Genomic DNA, 21,842 nt, shown 5'->3' with positions numbered 1-21,842 from the left:
GCGGAGCCATCCGGGGGCCCTCTCGCGTTGTGAGGGCACGTCCGATCCCCCGAACCCGTCGCGTTCGACACCGAGACACCTCCCGCCGGGCGCCTGACGGCCTGACCGCCTGGCGACCTGACGCTCCGGAGGCAGCCGTGCGGGGCTGCCCGGCGTCACTTCCGCGGGGGCAGGTGCCGCAGTCCGTTCTCCAGCAGCGCGAACGCGTGCTCCGCGTCGGCCACCGCACCCGCGTAGCGCTCGTCGGCCGGCTCCCCGTACGTCACGCGTGCGGTGTTGTCCTGTGCCAGTGACCACTGGACCGCGACGATTTGGACGGCGGCCAGCCGCGCCGTGAGTTCCGGGGTGTCCGCCGTCTCCCGCAGCGCCTGCGCGAGCGCGCGTTCGGCACCGTCCTTGAACCGCGCCATCCGGGCCACCAGCGAGGGTGTGTCGAGGATCATCCGGGTGAGCTTGAGGATCTGCGGATGGTCGTTGAGCCCGGTGATCGGGTCCCGTTCGCGCAGGCCCTTGAGGACATGCTCGCGCAGCGCGGTCAGCGGGGTGGTGCGGGGCGGGCGGGCCCGTACGACGCGGGCGCTTTCGGTCTCGTGGTCGGCGAGGCGGTGCACCACGAGGTCTTCCTTCGCCGGGAAGTAGGCGAAGAGCGTGCGCTTGGACACCTCGGCCGCCTCGGCCACCTGGGCCACCGAGACCTGGTTGAAGCCGTGTTCGAGGAAGAGCGTGATCGCCGCCTCGGAGATCGCCGCGTGGGTCCGCTGCTTCTTCCGCTCCCGCAGCCCTGGCTTGCCGTCCACGACGCCCACGGTAGCAGAGCAATTGCCCTCAGGAGATTTCTGCACCTGGTATACATATAGCCCGAGGCGAGAAATCGAGGAGGGGCGACCGTGTCGACGGAGGAGACGGAGACGATGGAGACGATGGAGACGACGGAGACAGCGGAGGCGACAGAGAGGGCGGAGGCGGCGGAGGCGGCAGAGAGCACGACCGACGTCGTCATCGCGGGCGCCGGCCCGACCGGGCTGATGCTGGCGTACGAGCTGGCGTTGGCCGGGGCCGAGACCCTGGTGCTGGAGAAGCTGGACCAGCGCATCGAGCAGGTGAAGGGCGGCGCGATCCAGCCCCGTACGGCCGAACTTCTGGAGTCGCGGGGGCTGTTGGAGCCGATGCTGCGGCGGGCCATGCCGCGTGACTGGGTGGGCGGGCACTTCGCGATGCTGCCCGTGCCCTTGGACTGCACCCCCTGGCGGACCAGGCACAACGATCCGATCGCCCTCCCCCAGTGGAAGATCGAGGAGGTGCTCGAGGAGCGGGCGGTCGCCGCGGGGGCGCGGATTCTGCGCTCCACCGCCGTCTCGAAGGTCGAGCCGGACGAGGACGGCGTGGTCGTGACGGCGGACGGCCTGCGGGTGCGGGCACGCTATCTGGTGGCGTGCGACGGCGGCCACAGCACGGTGCGCAAACTGCTGGAGCTGCCGTTTCCCGGGCGGGCCGGGACCCATCAGGCGGTGCTGACCGACATCCGGCTGACCGCGGTCTCCTCGCTGGTGCCGAAGCAGATGGGGCACATCAGCACCATGACCCGTCAGGTGGGCGGCTACTGGGCCATGCTGGTCCCGGTCGGCGGCGACCTGTACCGCTTCACCTTCGGGCACGAGGGCCAGGTGGACACCGCCCGCGACGTCCCCGTCACCCATGAGGAGATCGCCACCGCGCTGCGGGAGGTGTACGGCGAGGAGACCACCCTCGGGGCCGTGGACAACTCCTCGCGCTTCAGCGACGCCACGCGACAGCTGGAGCAGTACCGCGTGGGCCGGGTGCTGTTCGCGGGCGACGCCGCCCATATCCATTCGCCGATGGGCGGCCAGGGCCTCAACCTCGGTATGCAGGACGCGATCAACCTCGGCTGGAAGCTGGCCGCGGTCATCCAGGACCGGGCGCCGAGCGGCCTCCTGGACAGCTACCACGCCGAGCGGCACCCGGCCGCGGCCCGGGTCCTGCATCACACTTCGGCACAGCGCGTCCTGGCGGACACGAACCCGAGCGAGGACGTGGCCGCCCTGCGTGACATCTTCATCGACCTGCTGCGCCTGCCCGACGCCAACCGCCATCTCGCGGGGCTGATGTCAGGCCTCTCGCTGCGCTACGAGCTGCCCGGCGAGCATCCCCTCACCGGGCAGCGCGTGCCGGACGCCGACCTGGTCACCGAGGACGGCGCCACCCGGCTGTCGGCGCTGTTCGGCTCGGGCCACGCCGTTCTGCTCGATCTGGCCGGAGCTGTCCCGGACGGCCTCCGGCTCCCGCCACGCGTCGACCTCGTCCGCGCCACCTGCGCCGACGACCTGGGCGCCGCAGCCCTGCTCATCCGCCCCGACGGCTATGTGTGCTGGGCGGCGGACACCCCGGCCGCCTGCGACGAGACCCTGCTCGCCACGATCGAGGACGGGCTGACGAAGGTGCGCTGAGCCGGGGGTGTCAGGCCCGGCGGTGGTGCCCGGTGGTCAGTGCGACGAGCGCCGCAAGCCCGCCGGTGGCGTGCGGGGCGTGCGGGGCGATCAGACGGGCGAGTCGCGCGCCGAGCGAGGAGCAGAAGCCGCCGAGGGCCCAGGCGGCGATGACACCGGGCGCGATGAGCGGCAGCACTGCCCTGGAGGCCGGGGCGACGGTGGCGCCGGGCTCCAGACGAGCACACCGGCCGCCATGCCGGGGACGGGGGTGACGCTGTTGGCCGGGGCGGCCCGCCCCGCGTGACGCGGGTCCTCGAAGTCGAGCAGGGCGGCGCCCGCGGCACCCGTGGCCACGCCGGTGGCCAGCCCCTGGACGACCCGGGCGGCGATCAGCTCCATCCCCCCCCCGTTCGCGGTGGCGAATACGGCCGGTGCTCAGTCGTCCAGGGGGAGCAGGACGCGGAACGTGGCGCCCTCGCCCGGGGCCGTATGCACCTCCACCCGGCCGTGGTGGGCCGTCACCAGGGAGCGGACGATCGCGAGGCCGAGCCCCGCACCTCCGCTCTTGGTGCGGCCGCGGGCGTCATCCACGCGGTAGAAGCGGTCGAAGGCGCGGGCGGCCTGCTCCTCGGACATCCCCGGACCCTCGTCGTGCAGCTCCAGCACCGCCAGACCGCCCTCGGTGCCGACGCCGATCCGGACCGGAGTGCCGGGCGGGGTGTGCGCCACCGCGTTGCCGACGAGGTTGGAGGTCACCTGGCGCAGTCTCGCCTCGTCGCCGAGCACCGGCGCGCCCCCCGGCGGCCCGCCGCCGGGGCCGGTGAGGGTGAAGGGGCGCCGTGGATCGAGCGCGCGCAGGTCGTGCAGGGCGTCGACGGCCAAGGTGCGCAGATCCATCGGGGTGGGATGGAGGGGGAGGTCCGCGGCGGCGGCGTACTCGTCGAGGCGGGCGAGCAGCAGCAGATCCTCGACCAGCCGGACCAGCCGTGCCGCTTCCCGCTCGATACGGCCCATCGCGGTGTCGACGTCGGCGCGCTCGGGCATGCCGCCCATCCGGTACAGCTCGGTGAACCCCTTGATGCCGAAGAGCGGGGTGCGCAGCTCATGGCTGGCGTCCGCGATGAAGCGGCGCATCCGCTCGGCGGCGGCCGCCCGCGCGGCGTCGCTCTCCTCGACCCGGTCCAGCATGCCGTTGAGCGCCATGGCCAGCCGGCCGAGTTCGGTACGGGAGGCGGCCAGCTCCGGGACACGGCTGGACAGGTCGCCGTCCGCGATGGCCGCCGCGGTGGTCTCGATCCGGCGCAGCGGACGCAGTCCGGCGCGTACGGCGAACCACCCGGCCCCGCCGAGCAGCGCCAGCACCAGGGAGTCGATGAGCAGCATCCGGGTGCCGAGCTGTCTGATCGTCGCGTCGACCTGGGTGAGGGAGGCCGCGAGGACGACGCTGTGGGTGCCCTCGGCCTGCTTGTGCTGTTCCCCCGGCGCGTTGAGCGGTACGGCGATCACCCGCCAGGCCTCACCGCCGTCGGCGGCCGGGGCCTCGAAGGGCCGACGGCCGCGCTCGCCGACCGCCGCCGCGTCGAGCGGGGGCAGGGCGGGAGCACTGTGCGCCGCGGGCCGGATGACCTGCCGTACCCGGCCGTTCGGGCCGAGGGAGGCCAGATAGACATCGCCGGTCAGCTGCTGCTCCACGGTGTCGCGTACCCGCGATGTCCGATCGCCCGCCATGTCGGACGGGTCGGTGAGGCGCGCGGTGACCGTGGCGGCGGTGCGGAGCCGGTCGTCCAGTTGATGCACCAGGTCGCGCTGGAGCAGGACGACGGCCAGGGCGTTGCTGCCGAGCAGGGCGGCCACGAGCAGCATCAGGGCGATCGCCAGCAGCCGCCCGCGCAGCGAGAGCCGCCCGCGCCACGAGAACTGGCCGCGCTGCTCGCGCGCTGGGCTCCCGCTCACCGCGGCGGCCTGCGCAGCACGTACCCGGTGCCGCGCACCGTATGGATCAGCTTCGGTTCGCCCAGGTCCACCTTGCGCCTCAGATAGCTGATGTAGGAGGCGACGATGCTGTCGTCGCCCCCGAAGTCGTACTGCCAGACCAGCTCCAGGAGTTGGGACTTCGCCAGCACCTGCCCGGCGTTCTCCATCAGCACGCGCAGCAGGCTGAACTCGGTCGGGGACAGCCGCACCGGCTGCCCGCCCCGGATCACCTGATGGCTGTCGGGGTCCAGCTCCAGATCGCCGACGACCAGCCGGCCGTCCGACTGCCGACCGCTGACGCGGCGCAGAATGGCCCGGATGCGCAGGATCAACTCCTCCAGGTTGAACGGCTTGGTGACGTAGTCGTCACCGCCCGCCCTGAGCCCGCTGATCCGGTCCTCGGGCGCATCGCGGGCGGTGAGGAACAGCACCGGGGGATGCCCCGCCGCGGCGAGCGGATGCTGCCCGCGCAGCCGGTGGACGACCTCGAAGCCATCGATGTCGGGCAGCATCACATCCAGCACGATCAGGTCGGGACGCCGCTCCCGCACCGCGGCCAGCGCCTCTTCGCCGGTCGCGACCGCGACCACGGCGAAGCCCGCCAGCCGCAGACTCGCGGAGAGCAACTCGCGCAGCGTCGGCTCGTCCTCCACCACCAGCAGCCGTTCCGTTGCCGTCATCCGTCCCGTCCCGTCCTCGCCCGATCGCCCGATCGTCCGCTCTCCGGCATCCCGGCCCGTTACGCGTCGCGCCGGCGGAAGACGACGAACGCAGCGGTCAGCAGGGCCCCGACACACCCTGCCATGACGGCGTCCGCGCCGTCCGTACGCACCTCCGCCGCCGGTGACAGCATCCGGCGCAGCGAATCCATCCGCGGGCCGCGCACCAGGACCTCACGGCCGGAGTGCGCGTCGATGAACGCCGCCACGGCGGTGTCCGCGATCAGCCGTCCGCGGCCGATGCGGGGTCGAGCCCGTTGAGCGGCTCGTCGAAGACGAGTACCGGGGGATGGCCCAGCAGAGCCGCCGCGATGCCGAGCCGCTGCCGCATGCCGAGCGAGTACGTCCCGGCCCTGCGGCGGGCCACGCTCTCAAGACCTACCTCCGCCAGGACCTCCGCCACTCGGCCACGGGGGATGCCGTTGCAGGCCGCGAGGGCCAGCAGATGGTGGCGGGCCGTCCGGCCGGGCAGCACCGCGCCCGTTCCCCAGGGCGGACGGCGAACGTCAGGCCGTCGACGGCCACCACCTTGCCGTAGCGCTTGGTCAGTCCGCGTGCTTCGATCATCATGACTCCAGAACCGAGGTGCGTGCGCGGCGCCGCTGCGTGCGCAGGAGGATGACGACGACCACGGCGGCGGCGATGAACGCGCTGGTGGCCATGGCGATGTAACCGTGCACGCCCAGGGCCGAGTTCACCGTCTCTCCGTCCACGACCCTGTTGGTGGACTTGAGTACGGCCGAACCCACGAACTTGAGGATCACCGCCCCGGTCGCCACCATCACCATGACCATGCTGGACACCACGCCCTGTCGTTCCGGGGGTGCGAGCGTCGCCGCCATGTTGAAGCCGGATGTCACGAGCGTTCCCGCGGTGAGGCTCAGCAGGAAGGAGCAGACGACCGCGAGGGGGAGTACGGAGTCCCCGAGGAACATCCCGATGGTTCCCACCGTTCCGATCGCCACTCCACCCGCCAGTGCCACGGCCGGTCCGAGGCGGGTGCTGAGCACCCCCGCCAGGGTGCCGCCGAGCACGATGCCGATCGCCGGTATGCCGTACAGCAGGCCCAGCGCTCCCGGGGCGGCGAGTCCGTACCCGAGGTCCTGATCCGCCGAGACCTTGGCGATCAGGCCGAAGAGTGTGAGCATGCTCTGGTACGCGCCGGTTCCGAAGACGACCACGAGCAGCGTGAGCACCAGTGGCCTGCCGAGGTTTCTGATGTCGATCACGGGCTCGGGAATCCGGCTCGCCACCAGGAACCACCGGGCCAGTGCCGCGGCGCCACCGACGAGGAGGGCGAGCGGGCCCACGGTGAACCAGCCGAACTCCGACCCGAGGCTCACATAGCTGAGCACCGCCGCCAGCCCGCCACCGAGGAGAACGGCCCCGGCGATGTCGACCTTGCCCGGCGTCGTGATCGTGGACTGGGGAACGAGGCGGTGCACCAGGACCGCCGCGATGGCCGCGAAGATCGCCGACGCCACGAACACACTCCGCCAGCCGAACTCCGCGGCCGTGAACTCGAAGAGGGCGGGCATGACGATGCTGAGGAGTGCGGAGCCGGAGGTCACGACACCCGTGACGACCATCGCCATGTCCGGTGCGCACATGTCACGGATGAGGGCGACCGTGAGGAACACGGCTCCCACAGCCGCTCCCTGCAACAGACGCCCGAAGATGAACACCCAGAGGTTGGGGGCGACGAGACACACGAGGGCGCCCGCGAGGGCGATGATCAACGTCCCCACCAGCACCCTGCGCTTGCCGTGGATATCGGCGCTCTTCCCGAGCAGCGGCGCCCACATCGCTCCCGCCAGCAGCGAGCTGGCGTCGATCCACGCCGACTGATCGGTGCCGAAGTGGTCGAGCATCTCGGGAAGGACGAGGAGCGGTGCGGTGACGACGGTGTCCACCATGGTGTTCACCAGAATGAGGATGGCCACCTGGGAGATGAGCGGTCTGTTCCACCTCGTGTGCCGTTCGCTGCCGAGCGGTCCCGCGCCGGTATCGGTGCGGGCACTCGTGCTGGTGCTGGCGCTGCCAATGCTGCCGTTGGGCATGAAGCGCTCTTCCTTCCGTCCCTCTGGACCTGGTTGCGGTCGCCCGACGTAGTCGTGGCGCGTCGCATCACAGTGATCCGCCGTTCTGGGACAGCTCTGCACGAGTCTGGGCGTGTGATGTGAACCGGAAGCCGGGCCCGGGGGAAACCGGCAGGTCGCGGCAGCCGACCGGCCGGTGATTCACAGAAACTCACAGAAACGGTCGACGGTCAGCCCTGGTCCGGTTCGGGCAGGCCGGGACCGGTGCAGTGCACATCGGCCGCCGGAAGCCTCCCCTCGACCAGGTACGCGGCGGCGGCTCCATCGACACACGGATCGCCCCGGCTGGCGAACACGCCGTGGGAGTAGTCCTGGTGGAGCGTCACCAGCCGCGAACCGGGCAGCCGGTGCCGGAGCCGGCGCGCGCCCTCGATGGGGGTGACGGGGTCGTGGGCGGAGGCGATCAGCAGGGCGGGCGGGGCGCCGGGGCTGCCGAGCCGGGTGCGGTGGGCGGGCTGGTGGTGCCAGTAGGCGCAGGTGGACGCCTCGATACCGGTGAGGACCGGCTGCGGATCCAGCCGCCGCGTCCGGCGGATGTCGGCGGCCACCCGGCGGGGCGTGGGGGCGTGGCCGTCCGCGCACTTGACGATCCGGTTGGCGGCCTCGTAGTTGCGTGACTCCGGGCCGTCGAAGGGCTCGTCGGGGCGGAGGGCGCCGGTGTCGCCGTCGCGCAGAGAGGCGCGGAGGCCGTCGGCGAGGCCCGTCCAGCGTTCGGTGCGGCCGAGCGCGCGGTAGACGGCACGGTCGAACGCGGCCGCGCCGAACCCGTCCACGGGGTGGGTGGCGAGCCCCGTGCGCACCCGCAGATACGCCTCGCGCACCGCCTCGGGGCTGCCGCCGAGCCCGAACCGCCCCGGGTGCTCCGCCACCCAGCGGAAGAACACCTCGCGCTGGCGCAGCAGGGCCCGGGTCTGCCGCAGGTCGAAGTCGTACCACTCCCATGGGCCGACGACGCTGTCGAGCACCATGCGGGACACGCGGCGGGGGAAGTGGGCGGCGTAGGCGGCGCCGAGGTAGCTGCCGTAGGAGACACCGAGGAAGCCGGTGCGCCGCTCGCCGAGGGCCGCCCGTATGGCGTCCATGTCGTATGCGGTCTGCTCCGTCGACAGATGCGGCAGGGCGCCGGCCGCCCCCGCCGCGCAGTCGTCCGCCATGCGCCGCAGGGAGTGGAGGTGTGCGCGCTCCGCCCTGGGGCCGACCGGTACGGGATCGGCGCCCGGTGTGTCGAAGAGGCCGCCCATGCGGCCGCAGCCGGCGGGCGCGCTGTGGCCGACGCCGCGCGGGTCGAAGCCGATGATGTCGTACGAACGCCGGACGCTCTCGGGGAGTTTGGCGCGCTTGGTGACGGCGTACGGCAGCCCCGGTCCGCCGGGCCCGCCCGGGTTCACCAGGAGGATGCCGCGCCGCTCGGCGGGAGGCCCGGAGGCCCGTACGCGGGAGACGGCGACCCGGATGCGCCTGCCGCCCGGGTGGCTCCAGTCCAGCGGGACGGCGAGCGTGGCGCACTCGACGTGTTCCGGCGCGGGCGGGTCCGGTACGGAATCCGGGCAGGCGCCGAAGCGAAGGGTCGGGGTCGCGGTCGGGGTCGGGGGAGTGGCGTGGGCGGGGGCGGGCGCGCCGGTGACGAGGGTGGCGGCGCACGCCGTCAGAGCGCACGCCACCGAGGCGCGCCGTTGGGGGGAGCTCATGTGTCTCGCTATCCTCGGACCATCAGATGACAATGAAAACGATTATCGATTAGTGTGCGGTGGGTGGTCAAGGCGGGGACACCCGGCGGCGCCCTGTGCCCCGGCCTGCCCCGACCTCCAGCCCGACGACGAGGGTTTACCCCCAATCTGCCTACGACGAAGGAGAGTTGTGGCCCACCTGCTGATGGTCGAAAGCTGGGTCGGATCGATGAGCAGGCTGCTGCCACGGGCGATCCGCGAGGGTGGGCACGAGTTCACCTTCCTCACCCGCGATCTGCACCACTATCTGCGTGCGGCGCCCGAGGGCACCGCGCATCCGCTGCTCGCGGCCCGCCATGTGCTGACCGCCGACACCAACGACGCCGACTCCCTGCTGCCGCTGGTGGAAGGGCTCCACGGCACGCTGCGCTTCGACGGCGTCATCACGTCCTGCGACTACTACCTGCCGACGGCCGCGCGCATCGCCGACCGGCTGGGGCTGCCAGGACCCTCCGCCGAAGCCGTGCGGAACGCCTGCCGCAAGGACGCCACCCGGCGGGTGCTCGAGGCCGCCGGGGTGGCCGGGCCGCGCTACGCGGTCTGCGCCGACTGGGCGCACACCGCCGAGGCGGCCCGCGACATCGGCTATCCGCTGGTGGTCAAGCCCGTGGATCTGTGCGCGGGGATGTACGTACGGCGGGTCGAGGACGAACGCGAGCTGCTGGACGCCTTCCGGGCGCTCGCCGACTTTCCCGTCAACGCCCGTGGCCAGCTCCGTTCCCCCGTCGTGCTGCTCGAAGAGCTCCTCGACGGGCCGGAGGTCAGTGTCGAGACGGTGTCCTTCGGCGGTGCGGCCGAGGTGGTCGGGGTGACGGACAAGAGCGTCGGCGGGGCGCCCGCGTTCATCGAGACCGGGCACATGTTCCCGGCCGCGCTCGCCCCGGAGGACACCGAGGCGGTGTGCGAGACCGCGCTGCTCGCGCTGAAGGGACTCGGCCTGGACGGCGTCGTGGCCCATACCGAGATCAAGCTGTCCGCCGCCGGGCCACGGGTGGTGGAGGTCAACCCCCGCCCCGCGGGGAACCGCATCACCGAACTGGTCCGCCATGTCACCGGGATCGACCTCACGGCCGCCTGCGTGGACGTAAGCCTCGGCCGGCGGCCCGATCTGCGGCGGCTGGACACCGGGCTGCGCAGCGCCGCCATCGGCTTCCTGGTGCCGGACACCGCCGGAACGCTGGTGTCGATCGAGGGCGGCGACGCGATGCGGGAGGAGCCGGACGTTCTCGAGGTGCGGTTCGCCGAGCCCGGCAAGCAGGTCGCGGCGACCGGTAGCAACAACGAATACCTCGGCCATGTCATGGCGGCCGACGCGGCCGGGACCGGGGCCCGCGACCGTGTCGAGGCCCTGCTGGCCGGGGTGCGCCCGCGGGTGGTGGTCGCATGACGACGCGCACCGAACAAGCCGCCTCCTTCGAGGAGTTGCACGGCCGGGTGCTGGACGGGGCCCTCGGGCCCGATCCGCGCACCCTGCGGATCGCCGTGGCCTTCACCACCCGCCAGGCCGTACGCCATGACGGGCGCGGCGGCGGCTACCGCAACGAGGTGTTCAGCCTGCGGCTGGCCGAGGCCGTCGGCTCGTGCGCCGTCGAGCCCGGTGCGCTGCCCGACGGCGCGATCGACGACTGCGTCGGCGCGGACGTGGCCCGGTTGCTGCGGCATGACCTGACGCCGGTCCGGATCGCCGCCCTGGACGCGTATCTGATGCATGCGATGCCGCACACATCCCGCCACGGGGCGCGGCCGGTGGCCCTCGCGGCGGGCGACTCCCTGCGGAAGTCCCGTGCGCGGGCCGCGTCCGTCGCCGGGCTGCTGGACCTGGCGCCGGGCCGGACCGTCCTCGTCGTGGGAGTGGTCAACTCCCTTCTGGAGGACTTGCGTTCGCGAGGGCTGCGCTATGTGCCGTGCGACCTCAAGGGCGGCACCACGGAGTGGGGTGAGCCGATCGCCACCGACGCGCTCGCGCGGCTGGCGGACTGCGACGCCGTGCTCGCCTCCGGTATGACGCTCGGCAACGGCACCTTCGAGCCGCTGCGCGAGCACGCCCTGCGCCACGGCAGACAACTGGTGATGTTCGCCCAGACCGGGAGCGCGATCCTGCCACGGCTGATCGGCGCCGGGGTCACCGCGGTGTGCGCCGAGCCCTACCCGTTCTTCTGGCTCGACGGCGGCCCCGGGACCATCCACTGTTACGGGGGCGCCCCATGACCCCGGCCCTCCACCACGCCCCCGCGGGCGGCGACCTCCTCGCCCTGCTCGGCCGTACCCCGCTCGCCCGGATCACCACCGACCTGCCCTGCCCCCACCCCGGCTTCTGGGCCAAGCTCGAAGGGCTCGGCACCGGCGGGATGAAGGCCCGCGCCGCCGTGTCCATGCTGCTCGGCGCCCGGGAACGTGGCGAACTGCGCCCCGGCGCCCCGGTGGTGGAATCCACCTCAGGCACCCTCGGCATCGGCCTCGCCTTCGCGGGCCAGGCGCTCGGCCACCCCATCGTGCTGGTCTGCGACACCGAGCTGGAACCGTCGATGCGGCGGCTGCTGCGCACCTACGGCGTCCGCCTGGAGCTCGTGGACCGCCCGGCGGCCGAGGGCGGATGGCAGGCCGCCCGCCTGGCGCGGCTGCGCGAGATGCTGGCACTGCTGCCGGACGCCTACTGGCCCGATCAGTACAACAACCCCGACAACACCACCGGTTACGCCTCACTCGCCGCCGAACTGACCACCCAGCTCGACCATCTCGACATCCTGGTGTGCAGCGTCGGCACCGGCGGCCACAGCGCCGGCCTCATCCGGCCCCTGCGCGAGCACTGGCCCGAGCTGCGGCTCATCGGGGTCGACGCCACCGGGTCCACCATCTTCGGCCAGCCCGCGCGGCCCCGGCTGATGCGCGGTCTGGGCAGCAGCATCCACCCGCGCAACGTGGCCTACGACGCCTTCGAGGAGGTCCACTGGGTGGGCCCGGCCGAGGCCGCGACCACCTGCCGGGCGCTCGCCAAGGGCAGCTTCATCAGCGGCGGCTGGAGCACCGGAGCCGTCGCGCTCGTCGCCGCCTGGGCCGCCCGCGTCCACCCCGGAGCCGTCGTGGCCACCGTCTTCCCCGACGGGCCGCACCGCTATCTCGGCACCGTCTACGACGACGACTTCGCCGCCGCACACGGCCTCGACCTGACCACCGCCGCCACCCGGCCCGTGCAGATCGCCCACCCGCGCGCCACGGAGGCCACGGGCTGGGTGCGCTGCACCGCCGTCACCGACCCGCTGAGCAGCGGGTCCCCGATCCTGGAAAGCACCTCGTGAAAGCCGACCAGCGCACCGTACGCCTCGAACTCGCCGAGCCGCTGCGGATCTCCCGTTCCACCATGGCCGCCCGCGACGCCGTATGGCTGACCGTCGAGCACGCGGGGCAGTACGGCCATGGCGAGGCCGTCACCAGCGGGTACTACGGCCTCGACACCGCCACCCTCCAGCGGCTGCTGCACCAGGCGTCCCGGGACCTGGTTCGCTGCGCCGATCCGGAGAGCGCGCTGTCCGCCCTGCGCGAGGAGGAGCCCGGCCACCACCGCCCGGCCGCGGTGCGGGCCGCCGTCGAATCGGCGCTCCTCGACCTGTGCGGCAAACGCGCGGGCCTGGCACTCCACCGGCTCCTCGACCCCTCCTCGCCGCGGCCGTTCGCCACCACCGCCCGCACGGTGGGCATCGTTCCGGCGGAGCGCGCCGCGGTGCGGGCCCGGTCTCTGGCCGACAGCGGCTTCTCCGTCATCAAGATCAAGGCGGGGAGCCCGGACCCCGAGGACGACGTGGCGCGCGTACGTGCCGTGCGCGCCGCCGCGCCCACCGCCCGGCTGCTGCTCGACCCCAACGGCGCCTGGACCGTGGCCCGTGCGCGGGAGCTGCTGCCCCGCTTCGCGGAGCTGGAGCCCGCCGTCGAGGCCGTCGAACAGCCCATCGCACCGGGTGACCCCGAGGCACTGGCCCGGCTCGCCGAACGCTCGCCGCTGCTGGTCATCGCGGACGAGGACGCCGTCGACCACGAGGACGTCCGCCGTCTCGCCGGGCGGGTGCAGGGCGTCAACGTCAAGCTCGCCAAGTGCGGCGGTGTCCACGCCGCGCTGCGGATCGCCTCGCTGCTCGAGGGCAGCGGCACCGACCTGATGCTGGGCTGCCTGACCGCCAGCACCCTCGGCCTCGCGCCCGCCGTGCACCTCGCGGACCGCGCCCGCTGGATCGACCTCGATGGCCATCTGCTGCTCGCCCACGACCCGTGGACCGGCATCGGGGGCACCGACGGGGTCGTACGGACCAGTGGCCGCCCCGGACTCGGTGTGCGGCGACGGGCGACCGCCGAGGAGGCCGAGGGAACCGAGGGAGGGGAGCACCGTGAAGACGTGGCGTGAACTGCGCGGCTTCCCGCTCGCGATCCGCCTGCTGCTGGTCAACCAGCTCGGCGTCAACACCGGCTTCTACCTGCTCATCCCCTATCTCGCCACCCATCTGAGCGAGGACTTGGGCATGTCGGCGGCCGTCGTCGGCACGGTCCTCGGGGTGCGCAACCTCAGCCAGCAGGGTCTGTTCATCATCGGCGGATCGGCCGCCGACCGGCTGGGCGCGCGCGGGGTCATCATCACCGGCTGCGCCGTCCGCACCCTCGGATTCGCGCTCTTCGCGCTCGGTGACGGCCTGCCGGTGCTGCTCGCCGCCTCCGTGCTCAGCGGCCTGGCGGGGGCCCTGTTCAACCCGGCCGTACGGGCGTATCTGGCGCAGGAGTCGGGCGGGCGCGAGGCGGAGGCGTTCGCGCTGTTCAACGTCTTCGCCACCATCGGCGCCCTGATCGGACCGCTGCTCGGCAGCGCCCTGCTGCTGGTGGACTTCCGCGCCTCCGCGCTCACCGCCGCCGCCATCTTCGCGCTGCTGACCCTCGCCCAGGCGCTGGTGCTCCCCGCCCGCGCCGTCACACCGTCGCCCGGCGGTGTCCTCGCCGACTGGCGGGAAGTGGTCGGCAACCGCGCCTTCCTGGCCTTCTCGCTGGCCATGGTCTCCATGTTCGCCTTGGAAAACCAGCTGTATCTGCTGCTACCCGCCGGGGCACGCCAGGCCACCGGCTGGGACGGAGCCGCCGGGCTGGTCTTCCTCGTCGGTACGCTCGCCAACCTCGGCCTCCAACTGCGGATCACGCATGCACTCAAGTCGCGCGGCAGCCGGGCGCGGTGGATCTGCGCGGGCCTGGCGCTGATGGGCCTGGCCTTCCTGCCACCCATGGCGGTGGCGGGGGCCACGCCCGGCGGGCCTGGGGCGAAGGCGCTGTACGCCCTGCCCGTCCTGGCCGGTGCCCTCCTGCTCTACCTGGGTGTGATGGTCGCCCAGCCCTTTGTGATGGAGCTGATCCCCGGGTTCGGGCGAAGGGAGCTCACCGGCACGTACTTCGGGCTCTTCTACGTGGTCTCCGGCATCGCCGCCGCCGTGGGCAACACGGCCGTCGGCTGGGCCATGGACGCCGGGGCGCACGGGGGCGCCGCATGGCTGCCCTGGGCCTGCTGCCTGGCCTTCGGCCTCGCCTCGGCCGGTGGCGTCGCCTGGCTGCGCCGCACCGGAACCCTGCCCGCCCAGCACACGGCCGTCCCCGCGGCGGCATGAGCGAGGACGGCATGAGCGAGAGCGGCATGACATACGCATCGGAGCGCGAGACGACACGGGGCAATCTGCTCATCGACAGCCCCGAACTGTACGAGGCCAGATTCCCCGACCACCAGCGGCTCGCCGGGCGCTGGGCCGAGGACGTCCTGCGGCGGTACGGCGCGGGCCCGCGGGTCCTGGACATCGGCTGCGGCACCGGGCGGGACGCCGCGTATCTGCACGGCGCGGGCCGTACGGTTGCCGGGTCCGACCTCTCGACGGCGATGCTGGAGTACGCCCGCGCGCACCACCCGGGGCCGGAGTACCGCCACGCCGATCTGCGCGGCTTCGACCTCGGGACGTTCGACGCCGTGGTGTGCCTGGACAGCGCCCTGCTGTACTGCCACACCGACGACGAGCTCGACGGCTTCCTCGGCTCCTGCCGCGCCGGGCTGGCACCCGGTGGGCTCCTCGTCGCGGAGATGCGCAACGGGGCCTTCTTCCTGGGCCGTACCGAACTCCTCGACGCCCCCACCGTCAACACCTTCAGCCATCACGGCACGTGCTACCGGTCCACCACCACCCTGTATCTCGACCGGGCGGCGCAACTGCTGCGCCGGACGCGCGTATGGACCGCCGACGACGGCTCCCCGCCGGTCGAGCAGCGCTCGGCCTGGCGGCTGCTCTTCCCCCAGGAGCTCCGGCACCGCCTGACCGCGCACGGCTTCACCGTCCTCGGCCTGTACGACCGGCCGGGGCCGCGCACCGAGCCGCCGTGGCGGGAGGGCGACGACGCGGCCACCACGGTCGACGCCGACCGGCTGCACCTGGTGGCCCGGCTGACCCGCTGACCCACTGACCCACTGACCCACTGACCCGCCGCCCTGCTGACCGGACCGCGCTCCCGCCCGCCGTGCCCCACGACGACCGCCACCGACACACGTCAAGGAACACCGCCATGCATGATGACCCTGCTCCCCGCCTCCACCTCCCGGGCCCGCCCCGGCGCGGCGTACTCGCCGCCGCCTCGGGCCTGGCCGGGCTCGGCGCCCTCACCCTCGCCGGATGCGGCGGCGGTGCCTCCGGCCGGGGCGACACGAAGAGCGACGGAAAGCCACGGCGCGGCGGACGGCTGCGCGCCGCCTTCGCGGGCGGTGGCGCGAGCGAGACCCTCGACCCGCATCTGAGCAATCTATTCGCCGATGTCGCCCGAGCCAAGGCGCTCTTCGACAAGCTCGCCGACTACGGCGCCGACCTCTCCGCCCGGCCGCGCCTGGCCCGGACATGGGAGCCGAACGCGGGCCTGGACCGCTGGCAGGTCACCCTGCGGGAGGCCACCTTCCACGACGGCCGGCCGGTGACCGCGCGCGACGTCCTCTACAGCTACCGCCGCATCGCCGACCCGAAGGAGGCGTACCGCGCCAAGGCGTCCCTCGAACCCATCGACCTCGCGGCGAGCCGGGCCGTGGACCGGCGGACCGTCGAGTTCGTCCTCAAGCGCCCGACCGCCGAGTTCCCCAACGTGCTCGCCGCGTTCGGCGCGTACATCGTCCCCGACGGGGCGAAGGAATTCGACCGTAAGCCCATCGGCAGCGGGCCCTTCCGGTTCGTCTCCTTCACCCCGGGCCGCTCCACCGTGCTGCGGCGCCACGACGACCACTGGGACGGCGCCCCGCACCTCGACGAGCTCGAATTCATCGTGGCGAACGAGGAGTCCGCACGCGTCAACGCGCTCCTCGGCGGCCAGGTCGAATACGCCCATGAGCTGAACCCCACCACCGCACGCGCCCATGAGCGCGGCGGCCGGATGGAGATCGTCCGGCTGCCGGGCAGCGCCATGCAGGCGTTCGCCATGAAGACCGACCGCCCTCCGTTCGACGACAGGCGTGTCCGTGAGGCGTTCTTCCTCATCGCCGACCGGAAGGAGCTGATCGACGGCGCCCTGTCCGGGGCGGGCCGGCTCGGCAACGACCTGTTCGGCAAGGGCTACGAGTACTACCCGGCCGGGCTGCCCCAGCGCGAACAGGACCTCGACCGCGCGCGCAAGCTGCTCGAGGAGGCGGGCGCGGCCGACCTCAGGGTCACCCTCGATACCTCGCCCGTCGCCGCCGGATTCACCGAGGCCGCCGGCATCTTCCGCGACCAGGCGGCCAGGGCCGGGGTCACCATCAGGGTGCGGAACGGCAGCAAGGACTCGTACTGGAGCGACATCCTCGACTCCGGCACGCTGTGCAGCTACCGCTCCGGCGCCATGCCCATCGAGTCCCACATCTCCCAGCGCCTGCTCACCGGATCCACCACCAACGCCACCAAGTGGCACCACAAGGACTTCGACGCCCTCTACCAGCAGGCCCAGTCCACCAAGGACGACAAGGCCCGCGCCGCCGTCTACGAGCGCATGCAGCGCCGTCTGTACGCCGAAGGAGGCTTCCTGGTCTGGGGGTTCGCCGACTGGATCATCGGCACCGCGCCTTCTGTGGGAGGCGTGGACCGCGAGGCCCCGGCCAACACCCTGGACTGGGCCCGCTTCGACAAGGTCTGGCTCCGTTGAGGCCATTGCGCTCCTGGCTCGCCCGGCGGCTGCTGCTCGGCGCCGCCCAGACTGTGGCCGTCGTACTGCTGGTCTTCGCGCTCACCGAGGCGCTGCCGGGCGACGCGGCCGTGGCACTCGCCGGGGACGAGCCCGACCCCGCACGCGTCGCCGCCATCCGCGAGACCATGGAGCTCGACCGGCCCGCCACCGCCCGCCTGCTGGACTGGGCGGCCGGGCTCGCCCACGGCGACCTGGGCACCTCGCTGGTCTCGCGGCGGCCCGTGAGCGCGTACGTGGCCGATGGCTTCGGCCCCACCCTGCTCCTCGCCTCGCTCACGGTGCTGCTCCTGGTGCCGGCCGGGGTGGGGCTGGGTGTGCTCGCCGCCCGCCACCGGGGACGGCTCGCCGACCGGGCCATCAGCACGGTGACGCTCGGCGTCTACGCCGTCCCCGAATTCGCCCTCGGGGTGCTGCTGGTGACCGTCTTCGCGCTGCGGCTGGGCTGGCTGCCGCCGACCGCCGTCGGCTACGGCACCGATCTGCTCGGCCACCCCGCCGCGCTGGTGCTGCCCGTGCTCGTCCTGCTGTCCCGGCCGGTGTGCTCGCTGGCCCGCATGGTGCGCGCCGGAATGATCGAGGCGCTCGCCTCGCCGTACGCCGCGCAGGCGCGCCGCTACGGGATCCCCGGCGCCCGTATCCGCTACGCACACGCCCTGCCCAACGCGGTCGCCCCGGCCGCCCAGCACCTGGCCCGCACCGTGGACTGGCTGCTGTGCGGTGTCATCGTCGTGGAGGCCCTGTTCGTGATCCCCGGTCTGGGAACCGTGCTGATGAACGCGGTCGCCGAACGCGATGTGCCCGTGGTGCAGGGGCTCGCGGTGGTCTTCGGCGTCATCACCGTCGTCCTGAACATCGGCGCCGATCTGGTGACCCGCGGATTCGCACCCCGGGGCGAGGTGACGGCGTGAGCGCGTACCTCGACGGGCGGCCGGGCCGGGGGGCCTACGCGTTCGCCCTCGCGATCGTGGCCGTCCCGCTCGCCCTCGCCCTGTTCGGGCCGCTGTTCGCCGGTGCGCCCGACCCGCGCGCCACCTCCTTCACGCTCGGTGGCGGCCACTGGCTCGGCACCGACTTCGTGGGCCGTGACGTCTGGCGGCAGATCCTGCTCGGTGGGCGGCCGGTGGTCCTGACCGCGCTGGCGGCGACCGCGCTCGCGTATCTGGTGGCGCTGCCGATCGGGCTCACCGCCGCGCTCACCCACCGGGGCCGGCTGGAGGAGCTGCTCATCCGCCCCCTGGACATCCTGCTCGCCGTGCCGTCGCTGCTGTTGATCCTGCTGGTCGCCACCGTCTTCACCCCGGGCGCGGCGGGCCTGGCGCCGCTGGTGGCGCTCGCCAACATCCCGGACGCCGCCCGGCTGGTGCGCGCCGCGGCCGCCGAGGCCGCCTCGCGCCCGGCGGTCGAGGCGATGCGGCTGCAGGGCGAGACCTGGTGGCGGATGGGGGTCGGCTACGTCGGGCGGTCGATCCTGCGCACGCTGGCCGCCGACGCCGGAATCCGGCTCACCGGTGTGCTCTACCTGGTGGCCACCGCGGCCTTCCTGGGCGTCGGCGTGGCGCCGGACGCCGCGGACTGGGCGGTGATGGTGGACCGCAACCGCACCGGGCTGTTCGTCCAGCCCTGGGCGGTCGTCGTGCCCGCGCTGCTGATCGTCGCGCTGACCACGGGCAGCAATCTGCTGTTCGACGCGGCGCTGGACGACGGCGGGCGCGCGGAGCGGAAGAACGGGCGCGCGGAGCGGAAGAACGGGCGCACGGAGCGGAAGAAGGGGAAGTGGACGTGAACGCGGTCGCCGAGATCAAGGACCTGCGCGTCGAGATCGACGGCCGGGCCGTGGTCGACAACGTGAGCCTCAGCGTGGCGCCCGGACGGATCACCGCGCTGGTGGGCCCGTCCGGCAGCGGCAAGACGACCACCGGGCTGGCGCTGCTCGGCGAGTACCCGCCGGGGGCCCGGGTGACGGGTGACGTACGCGTGGCCGAGGGGCTGGTCGGCTATGTCCCGCAACATCCGGCCGCGGTCCTCAACCCGGCGCGCCGGATCGGCGCGCTCCTCCATGACATAGCCCGCCGGCAGGTGCGCCATCCGCGGCGCTCCGAGCGCCGCGCCGAGGCCCGCGAGCGGGTTCTCGCCGCCCTGGCCCAAGCCCAACTGCCGGACGCCGAGGCGCTGTTGCACCGCTATCCGCACCAGCTGTCCGGCGGTCAGCAGCAGCGCGTCGTCCTCGCGCAGGCGCTGCTGCTGGGCGCGCGTGTCGTGGTCGCGGACGAACCGACCACGGGACAGGACGCGCTCACCAAACGCCGTGTCGTGGAGCGGCTGTCCGCGGTCGCCGAACGCGGCATCGCCGTCGTACTCCTCAGCCATGACCTGGATGTGGTGCGAGCGCTCGCCGACGAGGTCGTGGTGATGCGCGCGGGCCGGGTGGTGGAGTCGGCGCCCGCCGAGCGAATGTGGACGGCGCCCGCACACCCCTGGACCCGTACGCTCCTCGCCGCACGGCCGACCACACCGCCCAGCACCCCGCCGGGCGACGTACCACGCGACAAGCGGCAGGCCGGGGAGGCGACACCCGGGCCGGGGACACCCGGACTGCGGGTGCGCGGACTGGCCGCACGCCACGGCGCCACCACCGTGTTGCGCACCGCCGGGCTCACCGTCCGCTCCGGCACCTGCCTGGCCGTCGTCGGCCGCTCGGGCAGCGGCAAGACCACGCTCGCCCGGTGCCTGGCCGGGCTCCACCGCGACCACGACGGAGAGGTGCTGCTGGACGACTCCCCGCTGCCCCGCAGCCTGCGCTCCCGCACCCGGGAGCAACTCGCCGCCGTCCAGTACGTCTTCCAGGACGCACGGGCCGCCTTCGACGAACACCGGCCGGTCCTGGACCAGGTGGCGCGCACGGCGTCACGGCTGCGAGGAGCCGCCCCGGCGACGGCGCGGGCCGAGGCGGAGGCGACGCTGAACGGTCTCGGACTCGCGCCCGACCTCGTACGACGCCTGCCGGGGCAGCTGTCGGGCGGCGAGCTGCAGCGTGCCGCTCTCGCCCGCGCCCTGCTCGCGCGGCCCCGGGTGCTCGTATGCGACGAGGTCACCTCCGGCCTGGACCCGATCACCCGCCGGGACATCCTCGACCGCCTCATCGCCCTGCCCCGCGACCACACCGACCTGGCCCTGATCCTCATCACCCACGACCTGGACGCGGCGGCCCTGGCCACGCGCATCGCCGTCCTGGAGGCGGGCGAACTGATCGAGCAGGGCCCGGCCCACCAGGTGCTGACCACCCCGAGCCACCCGTTCACGGCCGACCTGACGCGTGCCTGGTCGGCCCTCACCTGATTACGCTGCACCCATGAGTGAGTTGATCAGGATCCCCGCCCCGGACGGGGTCGCGCCCGCCGCCCAGTACTCCCATGTCGTCCAGGGCACCGGGCACTTCGTGGCCGTCTCCGGCCAGATCGCCCTGGACGAGGCGGGCGCCATCGTCGGCGAGGGCGATCCGGTGGCCCAGGCCCGCCAGGTCTTCGAGAATCTGCGGCGCTGCCTCGCCGCCGCCGGTGCCACCTTCGACGATGTGATCAAGCTGACGTACTTCGTCACGGACATGGCCCATATGGCGGCCATCCGCGAGGCCCGTGCCGCCTGCATACCCGACGACCGGCTGCCCGCCGCCTCGGCGGTGCAGGTCGTCTCGCTGGTGCGGCCGGAGTTCCTGATGGAGATCGAGGCATTCGCGGTGGTGGCCGGGTAACCCCCGAGGACGACACGCGGATCGCTTACGGGACGTCGTCGGCGATCCGGTGCCGCAGCTGGTCGTGGGCCCAGGCGGCGAGGGGGGTCGGGGTGGTGGTCCGGAGGGTGCGGGGCTGTTCGGGCACGAAGTCCTCGCGCAGGCCGGTCGACATGCCGAGCACGGCCTCGACCAGGCTCTCGGCCATCCCCGCCCGGCGGAGTCGAGCCCGCATGGCGTCGTCGGTGATCCGCTCGACGCCGATCCGCCGGCCGGTGGCGGCCGTGAGGATGCCGCCGACCTGTCGCCAGGTGAGGTCGGCGGGCCCGTGGACGCCCTGTACGCACCGGCCGGACCAGTCGGACGCCAGCAGACGGGTGGTGGCGACCTCGGCGATGTCGCGGGGCGCCACCCACGCCATGGGCTGGTCGAGCGGCAGGATCACCTGGAGGGTGCCGGCGCGCAGGGCCTCGAGCTCGAATTCGAGATTGGTGAAGAAGTAGCCGCAGCGCAGATGGGTGACGTCGGCTCCCGTGCCCTCCAGAGCGATCTCGGTCTGTGCCAGGCCGTCGATCTCACCGGCACCGTGGCGCTTCTCCGCGCCGACGCTGCTTTGGAACACCACGCGGCCGATCCGGTTCTCGGTGACGGCGCGCACCACGCTGTCGGTGGCGCGGGCGTATTCGGCGAGGGGATCCCCGTGGCCGCTGGTCGGGTTCACCCAGAACAGGGCGTCCACATCGCGGGTGGCGGCCACCACCGCGTCGGCGTCGTACTGGTCGGCCGGCACCGCGTCCACCTCCTCCCGGACCTCGGGCGCCAGCCGCCCGGGGTCGCGCAGCAGGACACGTGGCCGGACCCCGGCGCGGACGAGTGCGGCGACGACGTGGCGGCCGACGTTTCCGGTCGGGGTGGTGACGGCGATCCGCATGGTTGCTTCCTCTCAT

The 21,842-nt window shown here is 73.1% G+C and carries 19 protein-coding genes and 1 pseudogene; 12 read left to right on the top strand and 8 right to left on the bottom strand.

Annotated features, from left to right (window positions below; all coding sequences use genetic code 11):
• Positions 1–155: 155 nt before the first annotated feature.
• Entirely contained in the window at positions 156–797 is a 642-nt protein-coding gene (locus tag J2Z30_RS04830; protein ID WP_044582269.1) for a TetR/AcrR family transcriptional regulator, read from the bottom strand.
• A gap of 123 nt (positions 798–920) precedes the next feature.
• Here J2Z30_RS04830 and J2Z30_RS04825 point away from each other — a divergent pair, with 123 nt between their 5' ends.
• The gene (locus J2Z30_RS04825; RefSeq protein WP_078957409.1) at positions 921–2,465 is read left to right on the top strand and encodes an FAD-dependent monooxygenase; all 1,545 of its coding nucleotides are present in this window, start codon (positions 921–923) and stop codon (positions 2,463–2,465) included.
• Between the two features lie 10 nt (positions 2,466–2,475).
• Here the strand turns inward: J2Z30_RS04825 and J2Z30_RS04820 are convergent, their stop codons facing one another.
• The 6 genes and pseudogenes from J2Z30_RS04820 to J2Z30_RS04795 form a co-directional block, all read right to left on the bottom strand.
• Positions 2,476–2,643 (bottom strand): hypothetical protein, encoded by a 168-nt coding sequence (locus J2Z30_RS04820; protein WP_209468552.1) that lies wholly within the window; start codon positions 2,641–2,643, stop codon positions 2,476–2,478.
• A gap of 239 nt (positions 2,644–2,882) precedes the next feature.
• Positions 2,883–4,310, bottom strand: a complete 1,428-nt coding sequence (locus tag J2Z30_RS04815) for a sensor histidine kinase (RefSeq protein WP_078957410.1) — start codon at positions 4,308–4,310, stop codon at positions 2,883–2,885.
• 86 nt (positions 4,311–4,396) lie between these two features.
• The gene (locus J2Z30_RS04810) at positions 4,397–5,101 is read right to left on the bottom strand and encodes a response regulator transcription factor (protein WP_044578754.1); all 705 of its coding nucleotides are present in this window, start codon (positions 5,099–5,101) and stop codon (positions 4,397–4,399) included.
• 59 nt (positions 5,102–5,160) lie between these two features.
• Positions 5,161–5,707: pseudogene (locus J2Z30_RS04805) on the bottom strand (ATP-binding cassette domain-containing protein).
• On the bottom strand, positions 5,707–7,200 hold the full coding sequence (locus J2Z30_RS04800) for an MFS transporter (RefSeq protein WP_245387587.1): 1,494 nt from the start codon (positions 7,198–7,200) through the stop codon (positions 5,707–5,709). Before J2Z30_RS04800 ends, J2Z30_RS04805 begins: the two are co-directional and overlap by 1 nt.
• A 209-nt stretch (positions 7,201–7,409) precedes the next feature.
• On the bottom strand, positions 7,410–8,927 hold the full coding sequence (locus tag J2Z30_RS04795) for an alpha/beta hydrolase (RefSeq protein WP_044578757.1): 1,518 nt from the start codon (positions 8,925–8,927) through the stop codon (positions 7,410–7,412).
• Between the two features lie 169 nt (positions 8,928–9,096).
• Between J2Z30_RS04795 and J2Z30_RS04790 the strand changes: the two genes are divergently transcribed.
• From J2Z30_RS04790 to J2Z30_RS04740, 11 genes are all read left to right on the top strand, one after another.
• The gene (locus tag J2Z30_RS04790) at positions 9,097–10,353 is read left to right on the top strand and encodes an ATP-grasp domain-containing protein (RefSeq protein WP_044578760.1); all 1,257 of its coding nucleotides are present in this window, start codon (positions 9,097–9,099) and stop codon (positions 10,351–10,353) included.
• A complete protein-coding gene (locus J2Z30_RS04785) occupies positions 10,350–11,174 on the top strand; it encodes a Rossmann-like domain-containing protein (RefSeq protein ID WP_044578761.1) in 825 nt (274 codons plus the stop codon). The genes J2Z30_RS04790 and J2Z30_RS04785 overlap by 4 nt, the downstream gene beginning before the upstream one ends.
• Positions 11,171–12,262, top strand: a complete 1,092-nt coding sequence (locus tag J2Z30_RS04780) for a PLP-dependent cysteine synthase family protein (RefSeq protein ID WP_044578764.1) — start codon at positions 11,171–11,173, stop codon at positions 12,260–12,262. The genes J2Z30_RS04785 and J2Z30_RS04780 overlap by 4 nt, the downstream gene beginning before the upstream one ends.
• Entirely contained in the window at positions 12,259–13,359 is a 1,101-nt protein-coding gene (locus tag J2Z30_RS04775) for an enolase C-terminal domain-like protein (protein ID WP_044578767.1), read from the top strand. The genes J2Z30_RS04780 and J2Z30_RS04775 overlap by 4 nt, the downstream gene beginning before the upstream one ends.
• A complete protein-coding gene (locus tag J2Z30_RS04770; RefSeq protein WP_044578770.1) occupies positions 13,343–14,596 on the top strand; it encodes an MFS transporter in 1,254 nt (417 codons plus the stop codon). Before J2Z30_RS04775 ends, J2Z30_RS04770 begins: the two co-directional genes overlap by 17 nt.
• 26 nt (positions 14,597–14,622) lie before the next feature.
• Complete coding sequence (locus tag J2Z30_RS04765) at positions 14,623–15,426, top strand: class I SAM-dependent methyltransferase (RefSeq protein WP_044582272.1); 804 nt, start codon at positions 14,623–14,625, stop codon at positions 15,424–15,426.
• Positions 15,427–15,533: 107 nt separating this feature from the next.
• Positions 15,534–17,126: an ABC transporter substrate-binding protein gene (locus J2Z30_RS04760; RefSeq protein WP_044578772.1), complete on the top strand. Its 1,593-nt coding sequence runs from the start codon at positions 15,534–15,536 to the stop codon at positions 17,124–17,126.
• Complete coding sequence (locus tag J2Z30_RS04755; RefSeq protein ID WP_044578775.1) at positions 17,123–18,076, top strand: ABC transporter permease; 954 nt, start codon at positions 17,123–17,125, stop codon at positions 18,074–18,076. The genes J2Z30_RS04760 and J2Z30_RS04755 overlap by 4 nt, the downstream gene beginning before the upstream one ends.
• On the top strand, positions 18,073–18,951 hold the full coding sequence (locus J2Z30_RS04750) for an ABC transporter permease (protein WP_044578778.1): 879 nt from the start codon (positions 18,073–18,075) through the stop codon (positions 18,949–18,951). The genes J2Z30_RS04755 and J2Z30_RS04750 overlap by 4 nt, the downstream gene beginning before the upstream one ends.
• Positions 18,948–20,504 carry an ABC transporter ATP-binding protein gene (locus J2Z30_RS04745; protein ID WP_078957412.1) on the top strand — a complete coding sequence of 519 codons (1,557 nt, stop codon included), beginning with the start codon at positions 18,948–18,950 and terminating at the stop codon, positions 20,502–20,504. The genes J2Z30_RS04750 and J2Z30_RS04745 overlap by 4 nt, the downstream gene beginning before the upstream one ends.
• A 13-nt stretch (positions 20,505–20,517) precedes the next feature.
• Complete coding sequence (locus tag J2Z30_RS04740; RefSeq protein ID WP_044578784.1) at positions 20,518–20,916, top strand: RidA family protein; 399 nt, start codon at positions 20,518–20,520, stop codon at positions 20,914–20,916.
• Positions 20,917–20,941: 25 nt separating this feature from the next.
• Here J2Z30_RS04740 and J2Z30_RS04735 read toward each other — a convergent pair whose 3' ends face one another.
• The gene (locus J2Z30_RS04735; RefSeq protein ID WP_044578786.1) at positions 20,942–21,826 is read right to left on the bottom strand and encodes an NAD(P)H-binding protein; all 885 of its coding nucleotides are present in this window, start codon (positions 21,824–21,826) and stop codon (positions 20,942–20,944) included.
• Between the last annotated feature and the right edge of the window lie 16 nt (positions 21,827–21,842).

This window comes from Streptomyces iranensis, assembly GCF_017874715.1.
GTDB lineage: Bacteria > Actinomycetota > Actinomycetes > Streptomycetales > Streptomycetaceae > Streptomyces > Streptomyces iranensis.
Note: the sequence above shows the minus strand (reverse complement) of the source record. Positions and strands in the feature narration are given on the sequence as shown.

Bases quoted from the DNA above. Each gene is read 5' to 3' on its own strand.
- J2Z30_RS04795 (WP_044578757.1), bottom strand. From the start codon at position 8,927: ATGAGCTCCCCCCAACGGCGCGCCTCGGTGGCGTGCGCTCTGACGGCG.
- J2Z30_RS04740 (WP_044578784.1), top strand. From the start codon at position 20,518: ATGAGTGAGTTGATCAGGATCCCCGCCCCGGACGGGGTCGCGCCCGCC.
- J2Z30_RS04780 (WP_044578764.1), top strand. From the start codon at position 11,171: ATGACCCCGGCCCTCCACCACGCCCCCGCGGGCGGCGACCTCCTCGCC.
- J2Z30_RS04810 (WP_044578754.1), bottom strand. From the start codon at position 5,101: ATGACGGCAACGGAACGGCTGCTGGTGGTGGAGGACGAGCCGACGCTG.
- J2Z30_RS04765 (WP_044582272.1), top strand. From the start codon at position 14,623: ATGACATACGCATCGGAGCGCGAGACGACACGGGGCAATCTGCTCATC.
- J2Z30_RS04785 (WP_044578761.1), top strand. From the start codon at position 10,350: ATGACGACGCGCACCGAACAAGCCGCCTCCTTCGAGGAGTTGCACGGC.
- J2Z30_RS04825 (WP_078957409.1), top strand. From the start codon at position 921: ATGGAGACGACGGAGACAGCGGAGGCGACAGAGAGGGCGGAGGCGGCG.
- J2Z30_RS04815 (WP_078957410.1), bottom strand. From the start codon at position 4,310: ATGCTGCTCGTGGCCGCCCTGCTCGGCAGCAACGCCCTGGCCGTCGTC.
- J2Z30_RS04735 (WP_044578786.1), bottom strand. From the start codon at position 21,826: ATGCGGATCGCCGTCACCACCCCGACCGGAAACGTCGGCCGCCACGTC.
- J2Z30_RS04760 (WP_044578772.1), top strand. From the start codon at position 15,534: ATGCATGATGACCCTGCTCCCCGCCTCCACCTCCCGGGCCCGCCCCGG.
- J2Z30_RS04800 (WP_245387587.1), bottom strand. From the start codon at position 7,200: ATGCCCAACGGCAGCATTGGCAGCGCCAGCACCAGCACGAGTGCCCGC.